The organism is Kushneria sp. AK178 (assembly GCF_053903105.1).
Map to the genome: position 1 here is coordinate 355,688 of NZ_CP096381.1, position 13,237 is coordinate 368,924.

General features: G+C 62.9%; 12 protein-coding genes. 9 read left to right on the forward strand and 3 right to left on the reverse strand.

What is annotated here, in order from left to right; genetic code table 11:
• Positions 1–78: 78 nt before the first annotated feature.
• The 8 genes from nuoG (at position 79) to nuoN (ending at position 10,225) form a co-directional block, all read left to right on the forward strand.
• Positions 79–2,820 (forward strand): NADH-quinone oxidoreductase subunit NuoG, encoded by a 2,742-nt coding sequence (gene nuoG / locus M1D97_RS01625; protein WP_456269002.1) that lies wholly within the window; start codon positions 79–81, stop codon positions 2,818–2,820.
• Complete coding sequence (nuoH, locus tag M1D97_RS01630; protein ID WP_456269003.1) at positions 2,817–3,794, forward strand: NADH-quinone oxidoreductase subunit NuoH; 978 nt, start codon at positions 2,817–2,819, stop codon at positions 3,792–3,794. Before nuoG ends, nuoH begins: the two co-directional genes overlap by 4 nt.
• A gap of 33 nt (positions 3,795–3,827) precedes the next feature.
• Positions 3,828–4,376 (forward strand): NADH-quinone oxidoreductase subunit NuoI, encoded by a 549-nt coding sequence (gene nuoI, locus M1D97_RS01635; RefSeq protein ID WP_456269004.1) that lies wholly within the window; start codon positions 3,828–3,830, stop codon positions 4,374–4,376.
• Between the two features lie 27 nt (positions 4,377–4,403).
• On the forward strand, positions 4,404–4,970 hold the full coding sequence (gene nuoJ / locus M1D97_RS01640; protein ID WP_456269005.1) for an NADH-quinone oxidoreductase subunit J: 567 nt from the start codon (positions 4,404–4,406) through the stop codon (positions 4,968–4,970).
• Positions 4,967–5,275, forward strand: coding sequence for an NADH-quinone oxidoreductase subunit NuoK (gene nuoK, locus M1D97_RS01645; RefSeq protein WP_456269006.1), 309 nt, complete (start codon positions 4,967–4,969; stop codon positions 5,273–5,275). Before nuoJ ends, nuoK begins: the two co-directional genes overlap by 4 nt.
• Entirely contained in the window at positions 5,272–7,125 is a 1,854-nt protein-coding gene (nuoL, locus tag M1D97_RS01650; RefSeq protein WP_456269007.1) for an NADH-quinone oxidoreductase subunit L, read from the forward strand. Before nuoK ends, nuoL begins: the two co-directional genes overlap by 4 nt.
• Positions 7,126–7,246: 121 nt before the next feature.
• Positions 7,247–8,770: an NADH-quinone oxidoreductase subunit M gene (nuoM, locus tag M1D97_RS01655; protein WP_456269008.1), complete on the forward strand. Its 1,524-nt coding sequence runs from the start codon at positions 7,247–7,249 to the stop codon at positions 8,768–8,770.
• A 6-nt stretch (positions 8,771–8,776) separates the two neighbouring features.
• The gene (gene nuoN, locus M1D97_RS01660) at positions 8,777–10,225 is read left to right on the forward strand and encodes an NADH-quinone oxidoreductase subunit NuoN (RefSeq protein WP_456269009.1); all 1,449 of its coding nucleotides are present in this window, start codon (positions 8,777–8,779) and stop codon (positions 10,223–10,225) included.
• A gap of 88 nt (positions 10,226–10,313) precedes the next feature.
• Here the strand turns inward: nuoN and M1D97_RS01665 are convergent, their stop codons facing one another.
• Positions 10,314–11,138, reverse strand: coding sequence for an endonuclease/exonuclease/phosphatase family protein (locus M1D97_RS01665; protein WP_456269010.1), 825 nt, complete (start codon positions 11,136–11,138; stop codon positions 10,314–10,316).
• Between the two features lie 66 nt (positions 11,139–11,204).
• Complete coding sequence (locus M1D97_RS01670; protein ID WP_456269011.1) at positions 11,205–11,867, reverse strand: thiol:disulfide interchange protein DsbA/DsbL; 663 nt, start codon at positions 11,865–11,867, stop codon at positions 11,205–11,207.
• Positions 11,868–12,084: 217 nt separating this feature from the next.
• Here M1D97_RS01670 and yihA point away from each other — a divergent pair, with 217 nt between their 5' ends.
• Positions 12,085–12,720: a ribosome biogenesis GTP-binding protein YihA/YsxC gene (gene yihA / locus M1D97_RS01675; RefSeq protein WP_456269012.1), complete on the forward strand. Its 636-nt coding sequence runs from the start codon at positions 12,085–12,087 to the stop codon at positions 12,718–12,720.
• Positions 12,721–12,742: 22 nt separating this feature from the next.
• On the opposite strand, the gene M1D97_RS01680 is transcribed toward yihA, so the two are convergent.
• Positions 12,743–13,081, reverse strand: a complete 339-nt coding sequence (locus M1D97_RS01680) for a hypothetical protein (protein ID WP_456269013.1) — start codon at positions 13,079–13,081, stop codon at positions 12,743–12,745.
• Positions 13,082–13,237: the final 156 nt, after the last annotated feature.

Below are 13,237 nucleotides of genomic sequence, written 5' to 3' on the forward strand. Positions count from 1 at the left end.
CGGATACGACACGACGAGTGAGATAACGATCAAGGTGCCCGGTGACCGCCGGGCCGTGACAGGCAAAAGGCAAGCTTCATGGCAACCATTCATGTAGACGGAAAGGACTACGAGGTCGACGGCAGTGACAACCTGCTGCACGCCTGCCTGTCGCTGGGCCTCGACATTCCCTATTTCTGCTGGCACCCGGCGCTGGGCAGCGTCGGTGCCTGCCGCCAGTGCGCGGTCAAGCAGTACAAGGATGCCGACGACGATCGCGGCATGCTGGTCATGTCCTGCATGGCGCCGGTCAAGGATGATTCCTACATTTCGATCGATGATGAAGAGGCGAAGGCCTTTCGCGCCAGCGTCATCGAGTGGCTGATGATCAACCACCCGCACGACTGCCCGGTCTGTGAAGAGGGCGGCCACTGCCACCTGCAGGACATGACGGTCATGACCGGCCACGACCGTCGCCGCTATCGTTTCAGAAAACGCACCCACAAGAATCAGTATCTTGGCCCCTTCATCGGCCACGAGATGAACCGCTGCATTACCTGCTACCGTTGCGTGCGTTTTTACAAGGACTACGCCGGTGGCGAGGATCTCGGTGCCTTCGGTGCGCACGAAAACATCTACTTCGGCCGCACGGTGGACGGCACGCTGGAAAACGAGTTTTCCGGCAACCTGACCGAGGTCTGCCCGACCGGCGTGTTCACCGACCGCACCCACTCCGAGCACTACACGCGCAAGTGGGACATGCAGTTCGCGCCCAGCATCTGCCATCAGTGCTCCAGCGGCTGCAACACCAGCCCGGGAGAGCGCTATGGCGAGGTGCGCCGGATCGAGAATCGCTACAACGGCGATGTGAACCACTATTTCCTGTGCGACCGCGGCCGCTTCGGCTATGGCTACGTCAATCGCACCGACCGTCCGCAGCAGCCGACCCGACGCGTCGATGACGCCGAGCCCGAGCTGCTGGGCGTCGATGATGCGCTGGATCACACGGCGGAGCGCTTGAAGGGCAGCAAACGGGTGATCGGCATCGGCTCGCCGCGCGCCAGTCTCGAGAGCAACCACCTGCTGCGTGAAATGGTCGGGGCCGAGAACTTCTCGACCGGCATCGCCGGGAGCGAGCTCGAGTGTCTCGAGCTGATTCAGACGCTCCAGCGCGAAGGCCACTGGCACATCCCGTCCATGCGCGAGATCGAGGAGCATGACGCGGTGGTCGTACTGGGCGAGGACCTGATCCAGAGCGCGGCGCGCGTGGCGCTGGCCGTGCGTCAGGCTGCCAACGCCCGCGGTGAGGAACTGGCCGAGGCCAACGACATTCCGGCCTGGAATGCCAATGCGGTCAACACGCTGCGTCAGGGCCGCACCCGGCCGGTATTCATCGCGTCACTGACCGAAACGCGGCTGGACGATATCGCCCGCGATACCTGGCACGGGGCGCCGGAAGAGATCGCCCGGCTGGGCCAGGCGCTCGCCCATGCACTGGCGCCGTCGGCCCCCGCCATCGAGGAGCTGGATGACACCACCCGGGCACTGGTGGCGACCATGGCCGAGGCGCTCGAGGGCGCCGAACGGCCGCTGATCATCTCCGGTACCAGCCTGCGCAGTACCGAGGTCCTGCAGGCCGCCGCCAATCTGGCCTGGGCGCTGAACGCTGCCGGCAAGACGCCCTCCGTCTCCTTTATCAGCGGTGAGGCCAACAGCACCGGACTGACCATGCTGGGCGGGCACTCGCTGGAGTGGGCGCTTGAAGCCATGCAGGGCGGCGAGGCCCGGGCCGATGCCGCCGTGGTGCTGGAAAACGATCTCTATCAGCGCCTGTCGGCCGAGCATGTGACGTCGGCCCTTGAAGCGGTGGAGACCCTGGTGGTGATCGATCACCAGCGCACGCCCACGCTCGAGCGTGCGCATCTGGCGCTGCCGGCGGCCACCTTTGCCGAGGGCGACGGCACGCTGGTCAGCCATGAGGGCCGCGCCCAGCGCTTTTTCCAGGTCTATGACCCGAGCTACTACCGCCCCAACGATCTGACCCACGAAAGCTGGCGCTGGCTGCACGCCCTGCACACCACCATGGAGGGTCGCGGCGTCGACTGGACCCAGATCGATGATGTGACGGCCGACTGTGCCCGGGCCCACCCCGAGCTGCTCGGCATTCGCGATGCGGCGCCCAGCGCCTCGTTTCGCATTCGCGGGCAGAAGCTGGCCCGCTCGCCGCACCGCTCGAGCGGTCGTACGGCCATGCGCGCCAACCTCAGCGTGCACGAGCCGCGGGCGCCGCAGGACGAGGACTCCGCCTTTGCCTTCTCGATGGAGGGCTACAGCGGCCACGGCGAGCCCCGTTCGCAGGTCGCCTTTGCCTGGGCGCCGGGCTGGAACTCGCCGCAGGCCTGGAACAAGTTTCAGGACGAGGTTGGCGGCCATCTGAGCGCCGGCGACCCGGGCATTCGCCTGTTCGATCAGCAGCGCCACGAAGGCAGCCGTCGTGACTGGTTCACGGCTGTACCGCGCACCTTTGAACCGCGGGATGACTGCTGGTACGTCGTGGAGCTGCCTCAGCTCTTCGGCGGCGAGGAGATGTCGGCACGCGCCGAGCCCATTCAGGAGCGCATGAGCGAGACCTTCGTGGCACTGGGGCAGGAGGATGCCGACCGCCTCGGCGTGGCGCCGGGCGAGACCGTCCATCTGCAGACCTCCGGCCATCAGCTCCATCTGCCGGTGCGCATCAGCCGTGACATGCGCGCCGGGCTGATCGGCCTGCCGCAACTGCCGGGCATCCCGCGCGGGCTTGCCGGTGAGTGTGCCACCGTGACCGTGGAGGTAAGCGCATGAGCTGGATGAGTACCGATGTGCTGCTGGCCATCACCATCGGCGTTTTGAAGTCGATCGTGATTCTGCTGGCCGCCGTGCTCAGCGGCGCCTTTCTGACCGTTATCGAGCGGCGCCTGCTGGGCCTCTGGCAGGACCGCTACGGGCCCAACCGGGTCGGTCCGTTCGGGGCAGGGCAGCTGGTCGCGGACATGATCAAGATCTTTTTCAAGGAGGACTGGATCCCGCCCTTTGCCGACCGCAAGCTTTTTGTGCTGGCGCCGGCCATTGCCTTCGCCTCGCTTTTGCTGTCGTTTCTGGTGATCCCCATCACGCCCACCTGGGGCGTGGCCGATCTCAATATCGGCATCCTGTTCTTTTTCGCCATGGCCGGCATCAACGTCTATGCGGTGCTTTTTGGCGGCTATGCCAGCGCCAACAAGTATGCCCTGATCGGGGCCATGCGCGCCTCGGCCCAGACGCTCTCCTATGAGGTCTTCATGGGGCTGTCGCTGATGGGCATCGTGGCGATGACGGGCTCATTCAACATGCGCGATATCGTCAACGGTCAGGAAGGATTCTGGTACATCGTGCCGCAGTTCTTCGGTTTTTTGACCTTTCTGATTGCCGGCGTCGCCGTGACTCACCGGGCGCCGTTTGATCAGCCCGAGGCGGAACAGGAGATTGCCGACGGCTACCACGTCGAGTACTCGAGCATGAAGTTCGGCATGTTCTTTATCGGCGAGTACGTGGGCATCGTCTTGATCTCGGCACTTTTGACCACCCTGTTTATGGGCGGCTGGCACGGGCCGCTGCTGCCGCCGATCGTCTGGTTTCTGCTCAAGACATCCTTTTTCGTCATGCTCTTCGTGCTGGCGCGTGCGGCCCTGCCCCGCCCGCGCTATGACCGGGTGATGCAGTTCGGGTGGAAATTCTGTCTGCCGCTGACGCTGATCAATCTTCTGGTGACCGGGGTAGTCGTCCTGCTGACGGCCTGAGCCCCTCACTGAACAACGAACGAGGCAGAAAACATGCTGCATTCGATCACAAAGGTAGTGACCGGCACCGGGACGCAGCTGCGCACCGGCTGGATGGTCTTTACACACGCCTTTCGCAAGCGTGAAACGCTCAGCTACCCGGAAGAGCAGCCCTACCTGCCGCCGCGCTATCGCGGGCGCATCGTGCTGACCCGCGATCCCGACGGCGAGGAGCGCTGCGTGGCCTGCAACCTGTGTGCCGTGGCCTGTCCGGTGGCCTGCATCTCGCTGCAAAAGGGTGAAAAGGACGATGGCCGCTGGTATCCGGAGTTCTTTCGCATCAACTTCTCGCGCTGCATCTTTTGCGGTCTGTGCGAAGAGGCCTGCCCGACCTCGGCCATTCAGCTGACGCCCGATTTCGAGATGGGCGAGTACAACCGTCAGGAGCTGGTCTTTGAAAAGCGCGACCTGCTGATCTCGGGCCCGGGCAAGGATCACAACTACAATTTCTATCGTGTCGCGGGCCTGTCGATTGCGGGCAAGCCCAAGGGCGCGGCGCAAAACGAGGCCGAGCCGGTCGACGTCAAAACGCTTCTGCCCTAGGGCGCAGGCAGCATCGGGGAGTTCGTCGTGGAAATTGCTTTTTATCTGGCCGCACTGGTCGCCATCGTCGCTACCTTTCGTGTCATCACGCATATCAATGCCGTACATGCGCTGCTGTATCTGATCATCTCGCTGCTGGCCGTGGCCGTGGTGTTCTACAGCCTCGGCGCGCCCTTTGCCGCGGCGCTGGAAGTCATCGTTTATGCCGGCGCCATCATGGTGCTGTTCGTCTTCGTGGTCATGATGCTCAACCTGGGCGGTCAGACGGCCGACCAGGAGCGACGCTGGCTGGCGCCGCGCATCTGGATCGGCCCGTCGATCATGGCGGCGCTTTTGCTGATCATTCTGGTGTTCTCCTTCTGGCACGGCGGCGGCATCGGCACGATCTCCGGCGACGAGCTCAGCGCGAAGGAAGTCGGGACGCAGATGTTCGGTCCCTACATTCTGGCGGTAGAACTGGCGGCGATGCTGCTGCTGGCGGCGCTGATTGCCGCCTCGCATATCGGGCGCAACGACGAGCCTCAGCTCGAGCGCGACATGAATGAAAGCGTGCAGCGCGCACCGGCAGGCAACGATGAAGGGGGGCAGTCATGAGCGGCATACCACTGGAACATGGCATGGCGCTGGCCGCCATCCTGTTCGTCATGGGACTGACGGGGCTTCTGGTGCGGCGCAATCTGCTGTTCATCCTGATGAGTCTCGAGATCATGATGAACGCGGCAGGCCTTGCCTTTATCGTGGCCGGCATGCACTGGGGCCAGCCGGACGGGCAGGTCATGTTCATCGCGATCATTACCCTGGCGGCGGCGGAAGCCAGCATCGGGCTGGGCTTTCTGATCCAGCTGCAGCGCCGGTTCAAAACGCTTGATATTGACGCAGCCAGCGAGATGAAAGGATGAATATACTGTTCCTGACACCCTTGTTCCCGCTGCTGGGCGCGCTTGTCCTGGCATTCAATCCGCGCCTGCCCGATCGCCTCGCCGGGCTGGTGGGCGTGGGCTCGGTCGGTCTGGCGGCGCTGGTCATGGTCTGGCTCAACGTGGTCTTTTACGGCGGCGCCGATAACGGCGTGACCCAGACGCTCTGGCAGTGGGTGGCGGTGGAAGACTTCCGGATGGCCTTCTCGCTCTATCTGGATGGTCTGTCGCTGACCATGGTCAGCATCATTACCGGCGTCGGCTTTCTGATTCACCTGTTCGCCGCGTGGTACATGCGCGAGGACCTTGAAGGCGGCCCGGGGTTTGCACGCTTTTTCGCCTACATGAACCTGTTCGTGTTCAGCATGCTGCTGCTGGTGCTGGGCGATAACCTCTTTCTGCTCTATCTGGGCTGGGAGGGCGTCGGCCTTTGCAGCTATCTGCTGATCGGCTACTACTTCGAGAGCGAGAACAACGCCTGGTGTGCCTTCAAGGCCTTCATTGTCACCCGTATCGGTGACGTGTTTCTGGCCATCGGCATGTTTCTGCTGTTTGCCCAGTTCGGGACGCTCAACATTCAGGAGCTGTTGCGTCTGGCGCCCGAGGCCTGGGGCCGGGGTGATCTGATGGCGGAGCTGGCCGCGCTGATGCTGCTCGGCGGGGCCGTGGGCAAGTCGGCCCAGCTGCCGCTGCAGACCTGGCTTGCCGATGCAATGGCCGGCCCCACGCCGGTGTCGGCCCTGATCCACGCGGCCACCATGGTCACCGCGGGCGTCTATCTGATCGCCCGCACCCACGTGATCTTCGAGCTGGCGCCGATGACGCTCGGGCTGGTGGGTCTGATCGGCATGATTACGCTGCTGGTCGCCGGGTTTGCGGCGCTGGCGCAGACCGATATCAAGCGCGTGCTGGCCTACTCCACCATGAGCCAGATCGGCTACATGTTTCTGGCGCTCGGCGTTCAGGCCTGGGACGTGGCGATCTTCCATCTGATGACGCACGCCTTTTTCAAGGCGCTGCTGTTCCTGACCTCGGGGTCGGTCATCATTGCCTGCCACCACGAGCAGAACATCTTCAGGATGGGGGGCCTGCGCAAGACACTCAAGCTGCCCTATGCCTGCTTTTTGATCGGTGGCGCGGCGCTGTCGGCGATGCCGCTGATCTCGGCCGGTTTCTATTCCAAGGACGAGATCCTGTGGCTCGCCTTTGATCATGGCCATACCTGGCTGTGGCTCGGGGCGTTGTTCGGCGCCTTCCTGACGTCGGTCTATACCTTCCGCATGATCTTTATCGTGTTCCACGGGCGCGAGCAGATTCATTCGCACGCCGGGCACGGGCTGGCGCACCATGTGCCGCTGATCGTGCTGGCACTGCTGTCCACCTTCCTGGGGGCGATGATCCATCCGCCGCTGGAGAACGTGCTGCCGGCAGGCCCTGACGGCCAGTACGGGCACGGCGTGCGGCTGATGCTCGAGATCCTGGCCGCGGTCGTGGCCGTCGTGGGGGTCGGTATCGCCGCCGGTCTGTTCCTCGGCCGTCGTCGACTGGTGGGCTCGCTGGTGGAAACCAAGGAAGGCAATCGGCTGTGGCGCTTTTTCAACAGCGCCTTCGCCTTCGACTGGCTTTACGACAAGATCGCGGTCAAACCGTTTCTGTTCATTACCCGTCTGCATCGACGTGACTGGGTCAATAGCCTCATGAACCTCTGGCCGGGGCTGGCGCTGATGGTCAATGGATTGTTGTCCGATACCCAGAACGGGCGGCTTCGCTGGTATGCCGCCGTCATGACGGGGGGCGCCATCGTCATGCTGGTGCTCGTGCTGCTGCCATGAAGGGAGGTGACATGACCGAGCCATCTCGAGGCAGGGGCATCGTTTCGATGCGATACGCCGACGGTAACCGGGCTGCCCGGCCACCTGTGCCCACAACAACGATCAAGGATGCGATCACGCCATGATGTTGCCCTGGCTATTACTCATCCCCTTTATCGGGGGGCTGCTGTGCTGGCAGTTCGAGCTGATCAGACCCAATACGGCCATGCCGCGCTGGATTGCGCTGCTCTCCATGGTGGCGCTGCTGGTCCTTGCCATCGTGTTGTGGGTCAGCGGCGATTACAGCCTGACGCAGGCGGTGGGCAATACGCCCGACTGGCAGAGCCAGTTCCGGCTGCCCTGGATTCCTGCCTTTGGCATCAACTTCCATCTGGCGCTCGATGGCCTGTCACTGATCATGATCACGCTGACCGGGCTGCTGGGCATCATGGCGGTGGTCTGCTCCTGGAAGGAGATTGATCGACGCATCGGCTTTTTCCACCTCAACCTGATGTGGGTCATCGGCGGCGTGGTCGGGGTATTTCTGGCCATCGATCTTTTCCTGTTCTTCTTTTTCTGGGAAATGATGCTGGTGCCGATGTACTTCCTGATTGCCCTGTGGGGGCATGAATCGGAAGGCAAGTCGCCGGTGTCGGCCGCCATCAAGTTCTTTATCTATACCCAGGCCTCGGGGCTTTTGATGCTGGTCTCCATTCTGGGGCTGGTCTTCATGCACTATGCCCAGACCGGGGTGTTCTCCTTTGATTACGGCATCCTGCGCGAAACGCCGATCACCGGCGTCATGTCATGGGTCCTGATGCTCGGGTTCTTCATTGCCTTTGCCGTCAAGCTGCCGGTAGTCCCGCTGCACGGCTGGCTGCCGGACGCCCACGCCCAGGCGCCGACCGCGGGCAGTGTGGATCTGGCCGGTATCCTGCTCAAGACCGCCGCCTACGGCCTGCTGCGCTTTGCGCTGCCGCTGTTCCCGGAAACCTCGCAGGCCTTTGCGCCCATCGCGATGGGGCTGGGGCTGGTCGGTATTTTCTATGGGGCAGTGCTGGCCTTTGCCCAGACCGACATCAAGCGGTTGATCGCCTGCTCCAGTATCTCGCACATGGGCTTTGTCCTGATCGGCATCTATGCCGGGACGCTGCTGGCGCTGCAGGGGGTCATCCTGCAGATGGTGGCGCACGCCTTCTCGGCGGCCGGATTGTTCATGCTCAGCGGTCAGCTCTATGAGCGCCTTCATACCCGCGACATGCGTGAAATGGGCGGGCTGTTCGGCCGTCTGGGGGCGCTGCCGGGCTTTGCGCTGGCCTTTGTCATGGCCTCGCTGGGGATGCCGGGCACCGGCAACTTCATCGGCGAGTTCCTGATTTTGTTCGGCGCCTTCGAGGTGGTGCCCTGGGTCGTGGTCGCGGCCAGTGTCGGCCTGGTGCTGTCCGCCATCTATTCGCTGATCCTGATGCATCGGGTCTACTGGGGGCCGCCACGCGAGAGGAGCACCATTGCCCGTCTGGATGGCCGCGAGTACGCCATGCTGCTGGGCACGCTGGTGCTGACCATTGCGCTGGGGCTCTATCCCCAGGTAGTGCTCGATATTTCGCAGGGCGCGATGCATGAAGTGCGTCACTGGTTTGCTGTTTCACCTTCGTTTGCGGGCTGAGCCGACATGAATCTGACCCTGTCACATCTGATCGCCCTGTTACCGCTGCTGATCGTCTGCGCCACGGTCATCGTTGTCATGCTGGGCATTGCCTGGCGTCGCCATCACGTGGCGACCGCCACGCTGACCACGATCGGTCTCAACGCGGCGCTGTTCTCTCTGCTGGCGGTGCTGACGGTCACACCGATTCGCGTGTCGCCGCTGCTTTTGATCGACAACTACGCCGTGCTCTACATGGCGTTGATCCTGATCGCGGGACTGGCCTCGACCACGCTGGCGCACGCCTATCTGGAAGGGTTCGACGACCAGAAGGAAGAGTTCTACATGCTGCTGGGCTGCTCGGTGCTGGGCGGTCTGACCATGGTGGCCAGCGACCATCTGCTGTCGCTGTTTTTCGGGCTCGAGCTTTTGAGCGTGCCGCTCTACGGCATGGCGGCCTATGCCTATCGCACCCGCATGTCGCTGGAGTCGGGTATCAAGTACATGGTGCTGTCCGCGGCGGCCTCGGCCTTTCTGCTTTTTGGCATGGCACTGTTGTATGCCGAATCCGGCTCGCTGGCCTTCGCCGATCTGGGCGCGCGCCTGACCGAAGGGGGGGGCCATGCCAGCTGGCTGGCCATGGGCATCGGCATGATGGTGATTGCGATGGCCTTCAAGCTGTCGCTGGTACCGTTTCACCTCTGGACGGCCGATGTCTATGAAGGTGCGCCGGCGCCGGTAACGGCCTTTCTGGCCACGGTCAGCAAGATTGCGGTCTTTGCGCTGCTGATGCGGCTGTTCATGAGCGCACCGGTCACCGACATCGCCAGCCTGCACACGACCGTTGCCATTATCGCCTTTTTGTCGATGCTGGTCGGTAATCTGATGGCGCTGCGCCAGGACAACATCAAGCGTCTGATGGGCTACTCCTCCATCGGCCATCTGGGCTATCTGCTGACCGTGATAGTAGCCAGCGACGATCTGGCGCTTTTGACCACCGGGATCTATCTGATCACCTATGTGGCGACCACGCTGGCGACCTTTGGTGTGATTGCGCTGGTGTCGAGCCCCTGGCAGGGCAGCGATGTTGCCTCACTGAAGTTCTATCGCGGCCTGTTCTGGCGCCGCCCGTATCTGTCAGCGGTCATGACGGTGATGATGCTGTCGCTGGCCGGTATTCCCATGACGGCCGGTTTCATTGGCAAGTTCTACGTGCTGGCGACCGGTGTGGAGGCACAGCTCTGGTGGCTGGTCGCCGGTGTGATCATCGGCAGCGCCATCAGCCTCTACTACTATCTGCGCGTCATGGTCATGCTCTATCTGCATCCCACCGAGGAGGAGGAGTACGACGCCTCCAGCGACTGGGGGCAGCGTGCCGGTGGCATCATGGTGATCCTGCTGGCGCTGGCCGTGCTGGTACTGGGCCTCTATCCGCAGCCGATGATTACGCTGGTCAGCGGTGCTACCCTGGGCTGAGCCTCATCCGCCAGTGCCCTGCAAAAGCGCCCCATCCGCAAGGATGGGGCGCTTTTTCGTGGGGCAGACGGCAGAAGGGCGCGGCGGGTCAGCGCACGCTGTCCGGAGTGGTGCCGCCGAGCCGTGCAAGGGAGATACTGCGTGCGCACGCCAGCGGCAGGGTGACATCCACGGCCAGCGGCAGGTGATCGGAATACAGCGGCGGCAGCGCGCGCAGGTGGTTCATTTTAAGCGAGGGGGAGACCAGGATGTGATCCAGCGCGCGAGCGGGCTGCCAGGCCGGGTAGCTGGGCACGCCGCGGCCCTGCTCGAGGGCGAGCGCGCGGGAAAAGCGCGGATGAGCCCTGAGCTTGTCCTGGGTACAGTTGAGATCGCCCATGATGATGACGTTTCTGAGCGGGGCGATCAGCTCGCTGAGATAATCCAGCTGAAGGTTCTGGGTGCGCGTGCCCAGCGCCAGGTGCAGCACGAACAGATGCAGCGCTTCGGGGCCTTCCCCGAAACGTACATGCATGGCGCCGCGCCCCTTGGGGCCGGGCAGGCGGTGGTTGTCGCTGTGGCTGATGGCCAGACGACTGAGCAGCCCGTTGCTGTGCTTGGCAAAGCGACCGAAGTCGCGGTTGAGCTGCTGCGAGGCGTAGGGAAAGCCGGCCTGTGCGGCCAGATACTCCACGTGGTTGATGTTGCTGGAACGAAAGCTGCCGCCATCCACTTCCTGCAGGCCGACCAGATCAAACTCGCGGAAGGTGTCGCACATCGCATCGAGCCGGGTGGAGCGGCCGCGATGGGGCAGAAAATGCTGCCAGCTGCGTGTGACGTAGTGGTGGTAGGCATGCGTATGGATGCCCACCTGCATGTTGAAGGTCAGCAGTTTAAGAGAGGTGATGCGTTCGCCCTGGCTGTCGTCCTGCATTCGGTATCCCGGTTGGAAGGGCAAAAAGGCCCGACACGCCGGGTGTCGGGCCATTGGCACCATCGATCAGCGTGTGCCTGATGCCTGCTCCTGACGCGTTTTCTCGATCAGGGCTTCGGCGATGTCCGGCATGTTCTCCAGACCGTTGGCCGAGCGCGGCGTGATGACGTACTGACCGTTCACGATCAGTGCCGGCACGCCCATGAGCTTGTAGGCCTTCATGCGCGCATTGGCCTGATTGAGCTGGCTCTTGACGCCGAAGGAGTTGAGCGCCTTGAGCGCCTCATCCCTGCTGACATCGTAGTTGGTGAAGAACTCGGCGATCTCGTCGTCCTCGGTCATGCGATGGCCGTCCTTCTGGATGGCGTCAAAGAAGGCCTGATGAAAGTCCCGGTCGAAGATGCCCAGTTCGCGAGCGGCGTAATAGGCCGTGGCGTGGCGCATCCAGACCTTGCCCATGGTAGCCGGCAGGCGCTCGAAGGTGACATCGTCGGGCAGGGTGTCCACCCAGGCTTCCAGCGGTGCCTCGAGGTCGTAACAGTGCGGGCAGCCATACCAGAACACCTCGGTGACACCGATCTGGCCTTCCGGCAGATTGCTGGAGACCGGTTCGTCGAGGACCTCGTAGTCCTGTCCTGCCACCGGCTCGGCCGCCGTGGCCATGCCCGAAAGACCGCAAACGGCAACGGCGGCCATCAGCCAGCGCCCGCCTGGAATACTTTTCAACATCGCAAGGTTACTCCCTGAACAGCCAATATCATTCGAGATTCGAGTGCGGCTGTGATCAGCCTGTTATTCGTCGTTACTTTGAACGCCCGACGGGCGAACGGTTCCCTGCTATCCTGGCAGACGCGACCATGACTGACGAGCGAGGCGTTCACCGGGGGTGTTACACTCGCGCCATTGTCTCATCGTTGCCCATTGCCTCACCGTTGGAAATATCCCCATGTCGGATGTCATGCGTCATCACTTCCAGTCGACCACGTTCCTGACCAGCGCCCCGAAACTGGCGGACTGTCCGGCCGATACCGGGCTGGAGGTCGCCTTTGCCGGGCGATCCAATGCCGGCAAGTCCAGTGCCATCAATACGCTGACCCAGCAGAAGTCACTGGCGCGTACCTCGAGAACGCCCGGACGCACGCAGCTGATCAATTTCTTCACCGTCAGTGATCCGCAGTATCGACTGGTGGACCTGCCCGGCTATGGCTATGCGAAGGTGCCCGAAGCCGTGCGGCGTGAATGGCAGGAGCATCTGGCGCACTATCTGCGCGAGCGTCGCTCCCTGCAGGGCACGGTGCTGGTCATGGACGTTCGCCACCCGCTGACCGAGTTTGACCAGATGATGATGGGCTGGGCGGATGATAACGACATGCCGCTTCATATCCTGCTCACCAAGGCCGACAAGCTCAAGCGCGGCGCGGCCATGGGCGTGTTGTCGAAGGTGCGCCATCAGCTCAAGGAGTGGGAGGACCTGATCAGCGTGCAGCTGTTCTCGTCGCAGGAGCGCCAGGGCGTGGAGGAGCTCAACGAGCGTCTGTGCCGCTGGCTCACCCCGGATGATTCGACAGCGGATCAGGCCTGAGCCGACCGGTCGCCGACACCGTTTAGAAGCTGTAGATCTGGCGTCCGGCAGGGTAGCGCATGCCCATCGAGGGCGCGGGCGTTTCCGGCTCGAGCAGCAGCCCCGGCACGGCCTGCATTGAACGGGCCTCGCCTCCTGCCCGGTCAGGGTCGAACAGCGTGGGCCGGGACTGCCCCGGTTCGCTTTCGAGCTGCCACAGGGCAGTGGCCTCCCGTTGCTGGCCCGGATAGTGCAGGGTCGCACCACGCTCGAGCCCTGCGTCACCGGACAGCGTGGCCTGGCCGTCTGTCATGGGCAGGGCCATTACCAGTGCCATGGCACACAGCACCAGCGTAATGCTGAGGATATCGAGAGGACGCATGATGCAATAAGGCCTATCAGGGTCGATAAAAAAGGGATGAACACCCACATCAGGCAGTTATCATGATCGATCGCGGCATGTCCTGATGCCCCGTCAGACACGATAAAAGCGTGCTTATTATTTCATGTCCCAATAATAGTCGAGTGTTTTAAAAGG

What these genes read in the sequence shown, in the direction of transcription:
- nuoG (WP_456269002.1), top strand. Translation starts at nt 79, where the DNA reads ATGGCAACCATTCATGTAGACGGAAAGGACTACGAGGTCGACGGCAGT.
- nuoH (WP_456269003.1), top strand. Translation starts at nt 2,817, where the DNA reads ATGAGCTGGATGAGTACCGATGTGCTGCTGGCCATCACCATCGGCGTT.
- nuoI (WP_456269004.1), top strand. Translation starts at nt 3,828, where the DNA reads ATGCTGCATTCGATCACAAAGGTAGTGACCGGCACCGGGACGCAGCTG.
- nuoK (WP_456269006.1), top strand. Translation starts at nt 4,967, where the DNA reads ATGAGCGGCATACCACTGGAACATGGCATGGCGCTGGCCGCCATCCTG.
- nuoL (WP_456269007.1), top strand. Translation starts at nt 5,272, where the DNA reads ATGAATATACTGTTCCTGACACCCTTGTTCCCGCTGCTGGGCGCGCTT.
- nuoM (WP_456269008.1), top strand. Translation starts at nt 7,247, where the DNA reads ATGATGTTGCCCTGGCTATTACTCATCCCCTTTATCGGGGGGCTGCTG.
- nuoN (WP_456269009.1), top strand. Translation starts at nt 8,777, where the DNA reads ATGAATCTGACCCTGTCACATCTGATCGCCCTGTTACCGCTGCTGATC.
- M1D97_RS01665 (WP_456269010.1), bottom strand. Translation starts at nt 11,138, where the DNA reads ATGCAGGACGACAGCCAGGGCGAACGCATCACCTCTCTTAAACTGCTG.
- M1D97_RS01670 (WP_456269011.1), bottom strand. Translation starts at nt 11,867, where the DNA reads ATGTTGAAAAGTATTCCAGGCGGGCGCTGGCTGATGGCCGCCGTTGCC.
- yihA (WP_456269012.1), top strand. Translation starts at nt 12,085, where the DNA reads ATGTCGGATGTCATGCGTCATCACTTCCAGTCGACCACGTTCCTGACC.
- M1D97_RS01680 (WP_456269013.1), bottom strand. Translation starts at nt 13,081, where the DNA reads ATGCGTCCTCTCGATATCCTCAGCATTACGCTGGTGCTGTGTGCCATG.